We start from the raw sequence: 13078 nt of genomic DNA, 5'->3' as shown, positions 1-13078 counted from the left end.
CGGGAACGCCCGGCATGCAGACCCGTCCGGCGAAGAACGTTCCCGCGGGAACGTTTCTGGGCCCGCGGTCAGGCCCGCGCCTCGGCCCGATCGTCGGCCGTGACGTCGTGCTTCGTGCCGGACAACAGGTGCTCTCCGCCGACGGGGCTCGCCTCCCAGTCCTCGACGCTCCAACCGCTCTCCACGCTGCCCACCACCGTGACCAGGCCCGTGTTGAACAGCGGACGCTCCGCGAGGCTCGCCGCCCCGAGCCCGCCCGCGACCGCGGCGAAGGTGCGGATCGCGGCGCCGTGGCTGACCACGACCACGGAGGCGCCTTCCGCATAGAGGCCGGAGATATGGCGCAGCGCCGCGGTCCAGCGGTCCCAGAACTGCTGTCCACTCTCGCCGCCGGGCACGCCGTCGTCGAACTCGCCCGCGCTCCAGCGGTGGTGCATGCCCTGGTAGGCGCGCACCGCGTCGGCGTCCTGCCGGCCCTGCAGCTCCCCGGCGCGGATCTCCTCAATCCCCTCGGTCAGGCGCGGGCTGATCCCGCGCGCGGCCGCGAGCGGGGCGGCGGTCTCATGGGTGCGCAGCAGGCGCGAGACGTGGATCCCGGCGATGTCCTCTCCCGCGAGCGCGTCCGGGACGGCGCGGGCCTGGGCGTGACCGAGGTCGGTGAGACCGGGCCCGGGGTAGGCGGCATCCAGGATCCCGCCGACGTTGCTGGGGGTCTGGCCATGGCGGAGCAGGAGAAGTCGCATGACCAGCAAGGTACGGAATCCGCGGAGAGCCTGCCGAGTTGGCCGACCACTGCCCGCCCCACCCACGCCCTCCAGGTGCCCGCAGGGCATGCCACCACGGAGGTCCCGGTCACAGGGGCAGGTCCATGGCCGGTCGACAGCAGATGCACAGACTCCGTTCCTACGTTTCCCTCATCAGCCCCCGCGACGAGAGGACCCGCCATGAACCAGACCGAGGACACCCCGGGCCGCCGGCCCGTCGGCCACCGCTTCGGCCGCCCCTTCCCCGAGGCGCGCGAGCACGACCCCCACGACCCCAGCGCCGCCGGCACCACGACCGACGCCCGCTTCGAGGGCCGGCGCCTGCACCACCCCGAGGAGGACGTGGAGGACCAGGGCCTCGCCTTCGACGTCGCCACCGTCGTCACCCGCCGCGGCGCGCTCGGCGTGCTCGGCGCGGGCAGTGTCGTCGCGGTCCTCGCCGCCTGCTCCAGCACCGACGCCTCGACCACCACCGGCACGAGTGGCGGGACGAGCGCGAGCGACGGCGGCGGCAGCGCCTCGTCGGCCGACTCCGCCCTCACCGAGATGCCGGGCGAGACCGCCGGGCCCTACCCGGGCGACGGCTCCAACGGTCAGGACGTGCTCGAGACCAGCGGGGTGGAGCGCAGCGACATCCGCACCAGCATCGACTCGGACACCACCGCCGACGGCGTGGGCCTCGAGATCACCATGACCATCATCGACATGGCCGCGGGCGACGTGCCGATGGAGGGCGCGGCGGTGTACCTGTGGCAGTGCGACGCCGAGGGCCGGTACTCCATGTACTCCTCGGGCGTGGAGAACGAGACCTACCTGCGCGGCGTCCAGATCGCCGACGCGCAGGGGAAGGTCACCTTCACCTCGATCTTCCCCGGCTGCTACTCCGGCCGCTGGCCCCACCTGCACTTCGAGGTGTTCCCCGACGCCGAGTCGATCGTCGACTCGACCAACGCGATCCTCACCTCGCAGATCGCCCTGCCGCAGGACGCGGCCGACGGCGTCTACGCGCTGGACGCCTACACCGGCAGCGCCGAGAACCTCGCCCAGCTCACCCTGGAGACCGACGGGATCTTCTCCGACGGCTACGACCAGCAGCTCGCCCAGCTCTCCGGCAGCCTCGAGTCCGGCTACTCCTTCAGCATCGACGTCCCGATTGACACCACCACCGAGCCCGAGGCCGGCGGCATGGGCGGCGGCGGGGCCATGGGCGGCGGGGAGCCCCCGTCGGGCGGGGAGGGCGGCCCCGGCGGGGCGTCCGACGGCGGCGGCATGGGCGGCCCCGGGGGCGAGCCCCCGTCGGGCGAAGCGCCGTCGGGTGAGGCGCCGGCCGACGGGAGCGGCAGCACCGAGAGCGACAGCACTGATACCAGCGGCTCGGACACCAGCAGCTCGGACACCAGCAGCTGAGAGGGATTGTGCCGAGGGGCGGCGGGCGGTGGAGCCCCCGCCCCGTCGGCCGACCCGTCAGCCGAATTGCGGGAAGCCCGCCATCATCGTCTGGCTGCCGACGATGAAGAAGGTGATGAACACGAGCATCACCACGGCGACGACGATCTTCACGATCGCTCCGCCGGGGGAGAGGCTGCGCCCGTTGTGCGGGGCGATGAACTGCTCGGGGCGGTCGCGGTCGTAGAAGACGGGGACGGTCATGCCCTGGCGGTCCACGGACTTGTGGTCTGCCACGGTCGGGTTCGCGCGGATCGTCTGCCCGCGGTCGGTGACGAACTCGATCGTCTCGACCAGCCTCGAGGTGCGGTTCTCGCGCGAGCCGCTGTAGTGGATGTGCGAGGAGATCACCAGGCCCTGCGTCTGCTGGCCCTGGGAGGTCAGGCGCGAGGAGCGCCGCAGGTCCCGCACCGCGGTGATCGCCATCCACAGCGCGCTCAGCCCGATGATCGCCGGGATCAGCAGGAAGAACAGTCGGAACATCCCGAAATCCATGGCCACCCTTCGTCTGGCCGGCACCCCCGCGCCGACACCGAATGTCTGTCAGGGAGAGGTTACCGCCGGGTGCGGCGGCTGCGATCGCGGGCGGTGTCGCAGTTCTGCGACCTTCAGCGCAGCGACCCGTGTGGAACGCGAATCCCCGTCACTTGTCGCCGGCGTGCTCGACGGCAATCTTGGACGCCTTCAGCTGGAACTTGTCGGCGAGGCGCAGGAACTCCACATCCAGAGGGTCATCCACGTAGAAGGCCTCGTTGTTCATGGACTCCATGACCACGAGCGTCGGCTGGTGCTCAGCCTCGACGTGCTCGGACGGGTCGAACGAGGGCTGGGTCGTCATCTCTGCCACCTCCTCCGAAGTGTGTCCTCAAGTCTACGGGCCCCAGCAGTGACGGCGGAAGTGGGCCGTGGCCGTGGGGCCGGATCGTCGTGGGCATCGCCTTGGGGAGTCGCGGTGGGGGCGGAGCCAACTGAAGGCGCCGGAGACGTCTCAGAGGCGCGTCTCGCGCGGGCGGTGATCTCGTTGATCAGCACTTGATTGGCCTTCCCCAGGGTGACGACGTCAGCGGCATCCCACCGTTCGTCGTCCAGCAGGCCATAGAGGAGAACCATGCCCGTGTTCCGGCCGACCTTGTTCTCTTCGCGGATGAGGTCCAAGGCGTACTCGGCGCGGGTCCACCATTCCGCCCGGCTGTCGGCTCGGATTCGGTGGCGGAGGGTGAGGAGTGCGATTGCCGCCGCGACGGCCGCAACTGTTGCCGTGACGTAGGGGGCGAACGGCTCGGCGAGTCCGAGCCAATGCGCCAGCCCATCAGCCGTATCGCGCAACCAGTCGCCCATCGGGTCCTCCTCGGAGCAGGGGGTTCGCGTTTGCGGATGAGGCGGACGCGCTGCGTCAAGTGTGGCGCACCTGCTCCGGTGGAGGAAAGGTATGTGGATAGAGGGCCGCGGCTGCGCTGAGCTCAGCCCCGCGACCTCCGGTGCAATGCCAGCCCCACACCCACCGCAGCCGCGCGCACCGCCTGCATGCTCACCCGCGCCACGAGCACGACGCCCACGGCGTACAGCGGCCACGACGGCGGGCGCGGCACCCGCTCGGGCTCGACCGGCAGGGGGATGTCGGTGAGGTCGGTGGGCTCGCCGAGCTTCTCGGTGAGGGCGGCGCGGACGTCCGACGGAGGTTTCTGCGGGAGGGCGCACCAGTTGGTCGAGTACGAGCCGTCCCCGCCGTAGGCCCACAGTCGAAGGCGCGAGTCGGGCGGGATCCGGCCCAGACCGCAGGCGGTGGTCTGCTCGTGGGTGCCGAGGCGGATCGTCCGGGCGTGCTCGCCCTTCCAGACCCTGTCGACGACGGCGTAGTAGGTGACGTAGCCGTCCTCGGCCTCGAGCTCGTGCTGAACCCGTACGTCGGCGATGAGGTCCGCCTCTTCGACCGCTTCGTCGAAGTCATAGCCGACGCAGCTGCAGGCGTGGGCGACCGGCGCCCCGCCGAGCGCGAGCAGCAACAGGCCCACGAGCACCGCCAGCAGCGTCCCTCCCCGACGGGCCGTGGTGGTGTCCATGGCTGGAGGATAGGCTCGACGAGGGCGCTCCGTCCCGGCCCTCGAGCATCCGTGCTCGAGACGTGACCGGGTCCGTGCCCTGCCCGCCGCCCCCGACCGGAAGGCGCTCCCGTGCGACGCAGCATCCTCAACGACCCCGACCAGATCGTGCCCGAGGCCCTCGAGGGCTTCGTGCTCTCCCACCCTCACCTGCTCGACCTCGACGCCGAGCACCGCTTCGTCGCCCGCAAGGAGCGTGCCCGGGACAAGGTGGGCCTCGTCTCCGGCGGCGGCTCCGGTCACGAGCCCCTGCACGCCGGCTTCGTCGGCACCGGCATGCTCGACGTCGCGGTCGCCGGCGCCGTGTTCGCGAGCCCCACGGCCCTGCAGGTCCTCGAGGCGACCAAGGCCGCGGACTCCGGCCGCGGCGTGGTCCAGATCGTCAAGAACTACACCGGCGACGTGCTGAACTTCCGCATCGCCGGGGAGATCAGCGGCGACGATGCGATCGACACCGAGATCGTGCTGGTCGACGACGACCTCGCGACCGAGTCCTCCGACGGCGAGGGCCCTGGCCGGCGCGGCACCGCCGCCACCGTCATCGTCGAGAAGGTCTGCGGCGCCGCCGCGGAGGAGGGGAAGGACCTGCACGAGGTCGCGGAGGTCGGCCGACGGGTCGCCGCGTCGGCCCGAACGATGAGCCTCGCGCTCGCCGCCGGCACCCACCCCGGGGACGACGCGCCGCAGTTCGAGCTCGGCTCCGACGAGGTCGAGCTGGGCGTCGGCATCCACGGCGAGCGCGCCGCCCGCCGCGTCCCCTTCACGGATGCTGACGGGCTCACCGACCTCCTCCTGGACCCGCTGCTCGAGGAGCTGGGGCTCGCCAAGGGCGACCGCGTGCTCGCGATCGTCAACGGGCTCGGCGCCGCCTACCCGCTCGAGCTGAACCTCGCCGCCCGGCGCCTCCACCACCGCCTGCGCGATGCTGGCATCGAGGTGGGCCGCTCCCTCGTCGGCTCCTACGTGACGAGCCTGGACATGCACGGCTTCTCGCTGACGCTCATGCCGCTGGACGACGAGCTGCGCCGCCTCTGGGACGCCCCCGTCCGCACCCCCGCCCTGACCTGGTGAGGAGACCACGATGAACGACACCACCAGCACTTCCCGCACCCTGCCGGACGACCTCGGCCACGCCTTCGTCACCACCCTGCGCGAGGTCCTGCTCTCCGCGGCCGACGCGCTCGGCGACCTCGACCGCCGCGCGGGCGACGGCGACTTCGGCGCCAACGTCCGCACCGCCATGAAGAACGCCGAGAAGGAGTTCGACACGGCGGGCGAGGGCTCCTACCGCGACTGGGTCACCGCCATGTCGCGTGCCTGGCTCGGCGTGGGCCGGACGAGCGGGCCCCTGTTCGGGATGTTCTTCCGCGATCTCGCCCGGGCGGTCGATGGGGATGCGGTCCCCACCCTCGGCGAGCTCACGGAGGCGCTCGCCGCTGGCCAGGCCGTGATCCAGAAGTACGGCGAGGCGAAGGTCGGGGACCGGACCATGGTCGACGCGCTGGCGCCTGCCGTGGACGCGCTGCGCCAGCAGTCGGACGAGGGTGCGGGAGAGGGCGAGGGAGGCGCCGACCCGTCGGCCGCCCTCGCCGCCGCCGAGCAGGCCGCCGTCGACGCGGCGACGGCGACCGCGGACCTCACCGCCCGCCGCGGACGCGCCAGCTACGTCGGCGACAGCGCCAAGGGCGTCATCGACCCTGGCGCCGCTGCGATGGCGCTGGTCATCGGCGCGCTGCGCGCGGCGGTGAGCGGCGGGGGAGAGGTCGACACCGCCTGGATCCGGTAGGTCCTGCCCGATAGCGCGAGCGCGCCCTCGAATCCGCCGGTCGTGAGGGGCGCGCCGCTGGCCGCCCGGTGCCTCCCTTCCCCGGACGCCAGAAGCTCCGCACGCATGGCGCTGGTAGGTTGACCATCCGTGCCTGATCTCGCTTCCCTGCTGCCGACCCTCCCCGCCGCGTCCTGGGCGCTGGTGGTGCTCGGCGCGCTGATCGTCGGCTTCTCCAAGACCGCCCTGCCCGGTGCCGGAACCCTCGCCGCGGGCGCGTTCGCGCTGGCCATGCCCGCGAAGGAGTCGACCGCCGCGCTCCTGCTGCTGCTGATCGTGGGAGACATGACGGCGCTGTGGGTCTACCGGCGCGAGCCCGACTGGCGCACCCTCGTCCGCCTGCTGCCGAGCGCCATGGTGGGCGTGATCATCGGGGTGTTCTTCTTCGCCGCGGTGGACGACACGACCGTGCGCGTCACCATCGGCATCATCCTCATCGCCCTCGTCGCGCTCACCGTCGCACGGCGGATGCGCGCCCAGCGCCGCGCCGAGGCGGAGAAGGCGAGTGACACGCCCTCCGGCGCCGCCTCGAGCGGCACCACTGCCGCCACCCCCGAGGTCGGCTCGCAGAAGGGCGCCGCCGCGACCGCGCAGGGCGTCGCCTACGGCCTGCTCGGCGGGTTCACCACCATGGTCGCCAACGCCGCCGGGCCCGTGATGTCGCTGTACCTGCTGATGATGCGGATGCCGGTGATGACGTTCCTCGGCACGAGCGCCTGGTTCTTCGCGGTGATCAACCTGTTCAAGCTGCCCTTCTCGGCGGGGCTGGGCCTCTTCACCCGCGAGACGCTGATGATGGACCTGGTCCTGATCCCGGTGGTGCTGATCGCCGCCTACTTCGGCGCGAAGGTCGCCCGGCGCATCCCGCAGCAGGTCTTCGACAAGCTCGTCCTCGGCCTCACGGTCCTCGCCGCGATCGGCCTGCTCATCCCCTGACGCCCCTGGGGTGCAGGCCCCGCCTCACGCCGCCGGCTTCACCCCGCCTGCATCACCCCGCCGCTTCACTCCGGTCGCCACCCGAGCTCCCAGCCGTGCTCGTCGAGGTCCTCCTCGGTCGCGGCGAACACCGCCTCCCGCACCGCGACGGTGCGAGGCGCCCTGGCGCCGACGCCGAGCTCGGCCGTCCACAGCCCGTCCTCGCGGTCGAAGTACTCGCTGGCCGAGCGCTGGTCCAGCAGCAGCGCCGAGTCCTCTCCGCAGTGCAGCCACGACTGCCGACCCGCGTTGTGGTCCATGTCGTCCCGGCCCACGGCCTCGCAGATGGTCCCGTCGGCCAGCACCACCAGCATCGGATGCGGCTGCTCCATCGCGGGCTCCGCGTACCCCGCGATCGCGGGGGAGTGGATCCGCGCCGCGCGCCGCTCGCTCACGTCCTGCAGGCACAGCGCCTCGTCCCCGCCCACCGGCGCGCAGGCGATCAGCAGATCCGCGGGGGCTCCGCACGCGAAGCGTGCCTCCCCGATCGCCCAGCGGGTGCGCTGGGGGGCCCGGCCCTCGCAGGCGTCCCCGGGAAGCTCCTCGACCTGCCAGCTCTCGTCGGGCCAGACGCCGGAGATGCGGGTGCGTGTCGGAGGGGCCGCGCCGGGGGCGCGACCGTCGGCCGCCTCCCCGTCGCTCGCAGCCCCGTCGGTCGGACCGCCGGCCGACGAGCCCTTGCCCGCAGTGCCCTCGTCGGACCCCGACGGCGCGCTCGCCACCGGCACCTGCCGCGGCTCGCCCACCCGCGCGGGGATCGTGTCCTGCGCGGTGGGGGCGGGCTCCTCGACGCTGCCGCCGCAGGCGGCGAGCATCCCGGCCAGCAGGAGTGCGGCGGCGAGCAGCGCCGCGGCGCGCGGCTGCGGTCGACGGGGCTGCGTTCGAACTGGCTGAGGGCGGCGTGCTGGCATGGCGGTGCGGCGTCCGTTCCCGAGAGGAAGGCGGCCCTGTCCGCCTCCCCGCACAGGTCCCCAGGGTACGTCGGCCGCACCCTCGATGGTAGGGGATATGTCCGATTCGTTCAGCGTGTGTGCAGGTCAGGGGGTACCAGGAGGTCAGTGCCTCGGCCTGGCGACGCGGGCGTCGTCGCCGCCAGCCGCGTGCCGCTCACCGCGCCGCTCACCTCGCCGAGGCCGCCCACCGTCCGAGCGCCTGGATCTCCTCCAGCAGCTCCGGCGGCTCGATCACCTCCACCCCCTCGCCGAGCTGGGCCAGGAAGAGCACCACCCAGCGCATGGTGTCGGCGCCGGCGCGGAGGATGCACGCCTGGTCCCCGTCGGGCGTCAGCGTGCCGGCCCGCGCCCCGATCTCGGGGGCGACCCGTTCGTAGGGGGCGAGGATCCGCACCGTGCAGGCCGTCTCGTAGGCGCGCACCGTGATCGACTCGCGCACCAGGTCCTCGACATCCGGGGTGGGGCGCGGCGGGAAGGTGAAGGTCGAGACGTGCACGGCCTGCATGCGGTCCAGTCGGAAGGTGCGCCAGTCCTCCCGGTCCAGATCCCAGGCGAACAGGTACCAGCGACCCTCCATCGACCGCACCCGGTAGGGCTCCAGGCGCCGCTCGAACCGCTCCCCGTCGGCCCGCTCGTAGTCCACCCGCGCCCGCACCACGTCCCGCACGGCGGTGGCGAGCGCCGTCAGCACCTCGGCCCGCACCCCGGGCGCGCTGCGGGAGATGACGCCCATCGCGTCCGAGACCGCGCCGACCTCGGCCCGCACGTGCGCGGGCAGGATCCGGTCCAGCGCCGCCAGCGCCCGCAGCGCCTCCTCGTCCAGCCCCTCCACCCCGGAGCTCGCCGCGAGCCGCAGCCCGACGGCGACCGCGACCGCCTCGCTCGAGCTCAGCAGCAGCGGCGGCAGCGCCCGGCCCGCGCCGAGCTGGTAGCCGCCGCCGTGCCCGGCCGAGGTGAGCACCGGATAGCCCATCTGCCGCAGCCGGTCGATGTCGCGCCGGACGGTCCGCGTGGTCACCTCCATCTCCGCGGCCAGCTCCGGCCCGGTCCACAACGAGCGCGACTGCAGCAGCGCGAGCAGGCGGAGGGCCCTCGTGGTCACGTCGCTCATGGAGCCTCCTCGCGGGGCGGAGATCGGGGGTCGGGGTGATGGGCGACAGTCTGTCCCGCTTCGAGGACAGGATCTGTCCTCCCGGGGGGAGGAGAGTGCGGGGTACGCCCACTCCGGCACGCCCACGCCCACACGCCCTCAGCAAGGAGCCCCCGATGCCGTTCCTCACCGCCGACGTCACCACGGAGCACGACGGACTCGCCGTCTACGCCGCCCAGCAGGTCCACCAGGTCGCCACCACCCTCCAGGGCCTCTCCCGCGAGCAGCTGGAGCAGCGCCCCACCGTCTCCCGGTTCACGCTCGGCACCCTCGCCCGCCACGTCCTCGCGGTCACCACCGGCTTCACCGACGAGACCCGCGCGGCGACCGCCGCGGCGCGCGGGATGTCGGCCGACGGGGGAGCGGTGGGCGAGGCCGACCCGAGCGCGCCCGACAGCGACGCCGCCTCGAACACCACCGACGCCCTCTCCGGCGACGACTCCGGCGAGCTGCGTCCGGGGGACACCGCTGACTCCCTGATCGCCGAGCTCGAGTCGGCCGCGACCGCGCTCGCCGATGCCCTGCGCGGCGCCGAGCTCGACGCCCCGGTCCCCACCCCGGAGGCGCCCTGGTTCAGCGGCGAGGAGCGCTGGACCGTGCGCTGGGTGGCGCTGCACTGCATCGAGGAGGTCGCCAGGCACGCCGGCCACGCGGACATCCTGCGCGAGAGTGTGGACGGGCAGTTCGCCTACGCCCTGAACGCCATCGCCGACGGGGAGCCCTGGCCGCCGGCGAACTGGTGACGCCGTCGGCCGCCCGGCCCTCGTCACGTGCCCAGCCCCCGGGCAGGCCCGCTCGATACCATCCCCGCATGGCAGCTGACGCGCCCCGGTACCGCCGCATCGCCGAGATCCTGGCCCGCAACGGGCTCGGGGCCCTCGCCGCCCAGATCGGGCTGCGCGAGCACCTTCCCGAGATGGTGCGCCGCCGCCTCCCGCGCGAGGACGCGGCGGCCGACGGGCCCAGCCGCCTCCGCCGCGCCCTCGAGGAGCTCGGCCCCACGTTCGTGAAGCTCGGCCAGATGCTCTCCACCCGCGACGACCTCCTGCCCGCCGAGTACACCGAGGAGCTGCGCAGCCTCCGAGCCCACACCGCGCCCGTCCCGTACGCGCAGGTCGCCGACGTCATCGAGCGGGAGCTCGGCGCGCCCCCGCACGAGCTCTTCGCCGCGCTCGACGAGGAGCCGCTCGCCACCGCCTCCATCGGCCAGGCCCACCTCGGCCGCCTCCACGACGGCTCCGAGGTGGTGGTCAAGGTCCGCAAGCCCGGAGTCAGCGAGGTGGTCCTCGCCGACCTCGAGCTGATGCGCACCCTCGCCTCCCTCGCCGCCCGCGAATGGGAGACCGCCCGCAACGTCGACGTGGTCGCCCTGGTCGCCGGCTTCGACCGCACCATGCGCGGCGAGCTCGACTACCGCGCCGAGGCCGCCCACGCCGAGCGCATGCGACGCAACCTCTCCGCCGCTCCCACCGTGCGCATCCCGACCGTCCATCACGAGCTCACCACCGCCGAGGTCCTCACCGAGCAGCGCGTCACCGGCCTGCAGATCGACGACGTCGCCGCCCTGGACGCCGCCGGCATCGACCGCACCGCCCTCGCCACCCGCGCCACCCGGGCACTGGTGCGGATGGTGCTGGTGGACGGGTACTTCCACGCCGACCCCCACCCCGGGAACCTGTTCGTCGGCGAGGACGGCACGATCACGCTGATCGACTTCGGGATGGTCGGGCAGCTCTCCGAGTCCGTGCGCGAGGAGATCCTGCGGCTGCTGTTCGCCCTCACCCACGGCGACCACGACGGCGCCGTCTCGGCGCTCGTGCGCCTCGCCCCGCCGCGAGGCGCCCTGGACCGCCGCCGCCTCACCCGCGACCTCGAGAACATGCTCGAGGCCCTCTCCGCCCAGCCCCTCGCCGAGGTGCCCACCGCCCGCATCGTCGAGGAGCTCACCGCGATGCTGCGCCGCCACCACCTCCAGCTCCCCTCGGACGTGTCCTCGCTGCTGCGCATGCTCGTGCTCACCGAGTCCACCGCCACCGTCCTGGACCCGGGCTTCCACCTCTCCACCGTCCTCACCGAGGTCATCCCCGTCGCCCTCGCCGAGCTGCTCAGCCCCGAGGCGCTCGCCCGCCGCGTGCGCACCTCGTCGCTGAACGCCCTGCGCGTGGGCGGGGAGCTGCCCGAGCGCGCCGGACGGCTGCTGGACGAGGTCGAGGCCCGCGGAGTGCCCGTGCGCCTGCACCCCGAGGACCTCGACCGCGCCGTGGACCGGCTCGAGAACACCGCCGACCGCCTCATCGTCGGCATGACCATGAGCGCGCTCCTGGTCGGCATCGGCACCGTCGTCGCCGCCCAGCCCGGCCGCATCAGCCTGCGAGACCCGCTCATGCTCGTCTCCGGCGGCGCGACCGCGCTGCTGGGCACCTACCTCGCCGCCGGCGCCGGGCCCGCCCGACGGCTCGGACGGATGGTGCGCCGGGGCCTCAAGGGACCGCAGTGACCGCAGCCCCCGTCGGCCGCGCCCGACCCACCTGCCCACCCCCGGAAAGCGGTCCCACCTAGACTGCCGGGGTGACCACCCCCGCCCCGTCGGACGACCCCCGCAGCGCTGCGGCCGTACCAGCGACCGGCCCCTCCCGCCGCCGCACCGCCGGTGCCCGCATCACCCTCACCCTCGCCGCGCTCGGCATGCTCGGCCCCTTCACGATCAACACCGTCTTCCCCGCGTTCCCACGGATCGGTGAGGAGTTCGGCGCGTCCGACGTGGTCCTGCAGCAGCTGATCAGCGTCTACCTCGCCTCCTTCGCCGTGATGAGCGTGTTCCACGGACCGATGTCCGACGCGCTCGGCCGCAAGAAGGTCATGCTCACGGGCCTGGCGATCTACATCCTCGCCATGTTCGGCGCGACCCTCGCCACCGGCATGGGCATGCTCATCGCGCTGCGGATCCTGCAGGGGGTCAGCGCCGGCGCCGCCACGATCGTCTCCCGCGTGGTGGTGCGCGACCTGTTCGCCGGGGCCGAGGCGCAGAAGCTCATGGCCCGCATCATGATGATCTTCGCGCTCGCGCCGGTCATCGCGCCCGTGCTCGGCGGCTGGCTGCTGCTGCTCGGCGACTGGCGCTGGGTCTTCGCGGGCGTGGGTCTGTACGGCGTGGTCGTCCTCGTGCTCACCGCGCTCATGCCCGAATCCCTCCCGAAGGAACAGCGGATCCCCCTGCGGATCGGCGCCGTCGTCGGCGCGCTGTGGGAGGTGGGGCGGTCGCTGACGATGATGCGGATCGCGCTCGCGACCGCGTTCGGGTTCGCCGCCCACTTCGTGTTCGTCGCCGCCGCCCCGATCATCGTGGTGCGCCTGCTGGGCCTCGGCGAGCAGGACTTCTGGGTGCTGTTCGTCCCGCTCATCCTCGGGATGATGGCAGGCTCCTTCGTGGTGGGCCGCGCGGCCGACGTCATGGAGCGCACGCGCCTGATCACCCTCGGCTACCTCGGCACCCTCGCCGCCAGCGTCATCAACCTCGTGCTCGTCCTGATCGCCCCCGCGCCGTCGGGCGGGCTCGACGTCACCCTGCTGCCGGTGCTGATCGGGCCGATGCTCATGTCCTTCACCGCGTCCCTCTTCTTCGCCCCCATCCAGCTGGAGATCCTCGACCTCTTCCCGCACCAGCGCGGCGCCGCCGCCTCGCTCGGCACCTTCTTCACCCTCGTGATGAACGCCCTGCTCTCCGGGGTGATCGCGCCCCTGATCACGGGCAGTCTCGCCGTCGTCGCGCTCGCCGCGCTCGGCTACGTCATCGTCGGCGCGCTGCTGTGGGCCTGGCATCTGCGCGGCCGACGGGTTGGCTCCGACGCCGCCTCCGGGTGACCATG

The 13078-nt window shown here is 73.1% G+C and carries 14 protein-coding genes; 7 read left to right on the top strand and 7 right to left on the bottom strand.

Annotation, left to right across the window (positions count from 1 at the left end):
• Window positions 1-68: 68 nt before the first annotated feature.
• Window positions 69-743, bottom strand: a complete 675-nt coding sequence (locus tag HNR70_RS13545; protein ID WP_184326125.1) for a histidine phosphatase family protein — start codon at window positions 741-743, stop codon at window positions 69-71.
• 201 nt (window positions 744-944) lie between these two features.
• On the opposite strand from HNR70_RS13545, the gene HNR70_RS13540 reads away from it, so the two are divergent.
• Entirely contained in the window at window positions 945-2171 is a 1227-nt protein-coding gene (locus HNR70_RS13540) for an intradiol ring-cleavage dioxygenase (protein WP_184326124.1), read from the top strand.
• Window positions 2172-2228: 57 nt separating this feature from the next.
• Here the strand turns inward: HNR70_RS13540 and HNR70_RS13535 are convergent, their stop codons facing one another.
• The 4 genes from HNR70_RS13535 to HNR70_RS13520 all read right to left on the bottom strand — a co-directional run bounded on the left by HNR70_RS13535 (window position 2229) and on the right by HNR70_RS13520 (window position 4270).
• Window positions 2229-2693: a DUF3592 domain-containing protein gene (locus HNR70_RS13535; RefSeq protein WP_246375229.1), complete on the bottom strand. Its 465-nt coding sequence runs from the start codon at window positions 2691-2693 to the stop codon at window positions 2229-2231.
• Between the two features lie 160 nt (window positions 2694-2853).
• A complete protein-coding gene (locus tag HNR70_RS13530) occupies window positions 2854-3048 on the bottom strand; it encodes a hypothetical protein (protein ID WP_184326122.1) in 195 nt (64 codons plus the stop codon).
• Entirely contained in the window at window positions 3045-3548 is a 504-nt protein-coding gene (locus tag HNR70_RS13525) for a hypothetical protein (RefSeq protein ID WP_184326121.1), read from the bottom strand. Before HNR70_RS13525 ends, HNR70_RS13530 begins: the two co-directional genes overlap by 4 nt.
• A gap of 122 nt (window positions 3549-3670) precedes the next feature.
• Window positions 3671-4270 (bottom strand): hypothetical protein, encoded by a 600-nt coding sequence (locus HNR70_RS13520; RefSeq protein WP_184326120.1) that lies wholly within the window; start codon window positions 4268-4270, stop codon window positions 3671-3673.
• A gap of 111 nt (window positions 4271-4381) precedes the next feature.
• Between HNR70_RS13520 and HNR70_RS13515 the strand changes: the two genes are divergently transcribed.
• From HNR70_RS13515 to HNR70_RS13505, 3 genes are all read left to right on the top strand, one after another.
• Window positions 4382-5380, top strand: coding sequence for a dihydroxyacetone kinase subunit DhaK (locus HNR70_RS13515; protein ID WP_184326119.1), 999 nt, complete (start codon window positions 4382-4384; stop codon window positions 5378-5380).
• 10 nt (window positions 5381-5390) lie between these two features.
• The gene (locus tag HNR70_RS13510; RefSeq protein WP_184326118.1) at window positions 5391-6095 is read left to right on the top strand and encodes a DAK2 domain-containing protein; all 705 of its coding nucleotides are present in this window, start codon (window positions 5391-5393) and stop codon (window positions 6093-6095) included.
• A 129-nt stretch (window positions 6096-6224) separates the two neighbouring features.
• Window positions 6225-7070: a sulfite exporter TauE/SafE family protein gene (locus HNR70_RS13505; protein ID WP_184326117.1), complete on the top strand. Its 846-nt coding sequence runs from the start codon at window positions 6225-6227 to the stop codon at window positions 7068-7070.
• 65 nt (window positions 7071-7135) lie between these two features.
• Here the strand turns inward: HNR70_RS13505 and HNR70_RS13500 are convergent, their stop codons facing one another.
• Window positions 7136-8020 carry a hypothetical protein gene (locus tag HNR70_RS13500; protein WP_184326116.1) on the bottom strand — a complete coding sequence of 295 codons (885 nt, stop codon included), beginning with the start codon at window positions 8018-8020 and terminating at the stop codon, window positions 7136-7138.
• A 208-nt stretch (window positions 8021-8228) separates the two neighbouring features.
• Complete coding sequence (locus HNR70_RS13495) at window positions 8229-9173, bottom strand: helix-turn-helix transcriptional regulator (protein ID WP_184326115.1); 945 nt, start codon at window positions 9171-9173, stop codon at window positions 8229-8231.
• A gap of 155 nt (window positions 9174-9328) precedes the next feature.
• Between HNR70_RS13495 and HNR70_RS13490 the strand changes: the two genes are divergently transcribed.
• The 3 genes from HNR70_RS13490 (at window position 9329) to HNR70_RS13480 (ending at window position 13073) form a co-directional block, all read left to right on the top strand.
• Complete coding sequence (locus HNR70_RS13490) at window positions 9329-9955, top strand: mycothiol transferase (protein ID WP_184326114.1); 627 nt, start codon at window positions 9329-9331, stop codon at window positions 9953-9955.
• A 68-nt stretch (window positions 9956-10023) separates the two neighbouring features.
• Entirely contained in the window at window positions 10024-11709 is a 1686-nt protein-coding gene (locus tag HNR70_RS13485; RefSeq protein WP_184326113.1) for an ABC1 kinase family protein, read from the top strand.
• Window positions 11710-11780: 71 nt separating this feature from the next.
• Window positions 11781-13073, top strand: coding sequence for a Bcr/CflA family efflux MFS transporter (locus HNR70_RS13480; RefSeq protein ID WP_184326112.1), 1293 nt, complete (start codon window positions 11781-11783; stop codon window positions 13071-13073).
• Window positions 13074-13078 lie beyond the last annotated feature (5 nt).

The organism is Brachybacterium aquaticum (assembly GCF_014204755.1).
GTDB lineage: Bacteria > Actinomycetota > Actinomycetes > Actinomycetales > Dermabacteraceae > Brachybacterium > Brachybacterium aquaticum.
Note: the sequence above shows the minus strand (reverse complement) of the source record. Positions and strands in the feature narration are given on the sequence as shown.

Coding starts and splice junctions, on each gene's coding strand:
- HNR70_RS13490 (WP_184326114.1), top strand. CDS start 9,329: ATGCCGTTCCTCACCGCCGACGTCACCACGGAGCACGACGGACTCGCC.
- HNR70_RS13540 (WP_184326124.1), top strand. CDS start 945: ATGAACCAGACCGAGGACACCCCGGGCCGCCGGCCCGTCGGCCACCGC.
- HNR70_RS13500 (WP_184326116.1), bottom strand. CDS start 8,020: ATGCCAGCACGCCGCCCTCAGCCAGTTCGAACGCAGCCCCGTCGACCG.
- HNR70_RS13510 (WP_184326118.1), top strand. CDS start 5,391: ATGAACGACACCACCAGCACTTCCCGCACCCTGCCGGACGACCTCGGC.
- HNR70_RS13545 (WP_184326125.1), bottom strand. CDS start 743: ATGCGACTTCTCCTGCTCCGCCATGGCCAGACCCCCAGCAACGTCGGC.
- HNR70_RS13535 (WP_246375229.1), bottom strand. CDS start 2,693: ATGTTCCGACTGTTCTTCCTGCTGATCCCGGCGATCATCGGGCTGAGC.
- HNR70_RS13495 (WP_184326115.1), bottom strand. CDS start 9,173: ATGAGCGACGTGACCACGAGGGCCCTCCGCCTGCTCGCGCTGCTGCAG.
- HNR70_RS13485 (WP_184326113.1), top strand. CDS start 10,024: ATGGCAGCTGACGCGCCCCGGTACCGCCGCATCGCCGAGATCCTGGCC.
- HNR70_RS13525 (WP_184326121.1), bottom strand. CDS start 3,548: ATGGGCGACTGGTTGCGCGATACGGCTGATGGGCTGGCGCATTGGCTC.
- HNR70_RS13530 (WP_184326122.1), bottom strand. CDS start 3,048: ATGACGACCCAGCCCTCGTTCGACCCGTCCGAGCACGTCGAGGCTGAG.
- HNR70_RS13520 (WP_184326120.1), bottom strand. CDS start 4,270: ATGGACACCACCACGGCCCGTCGGGGAGGGACGCTGCTGGCGGTGCTC.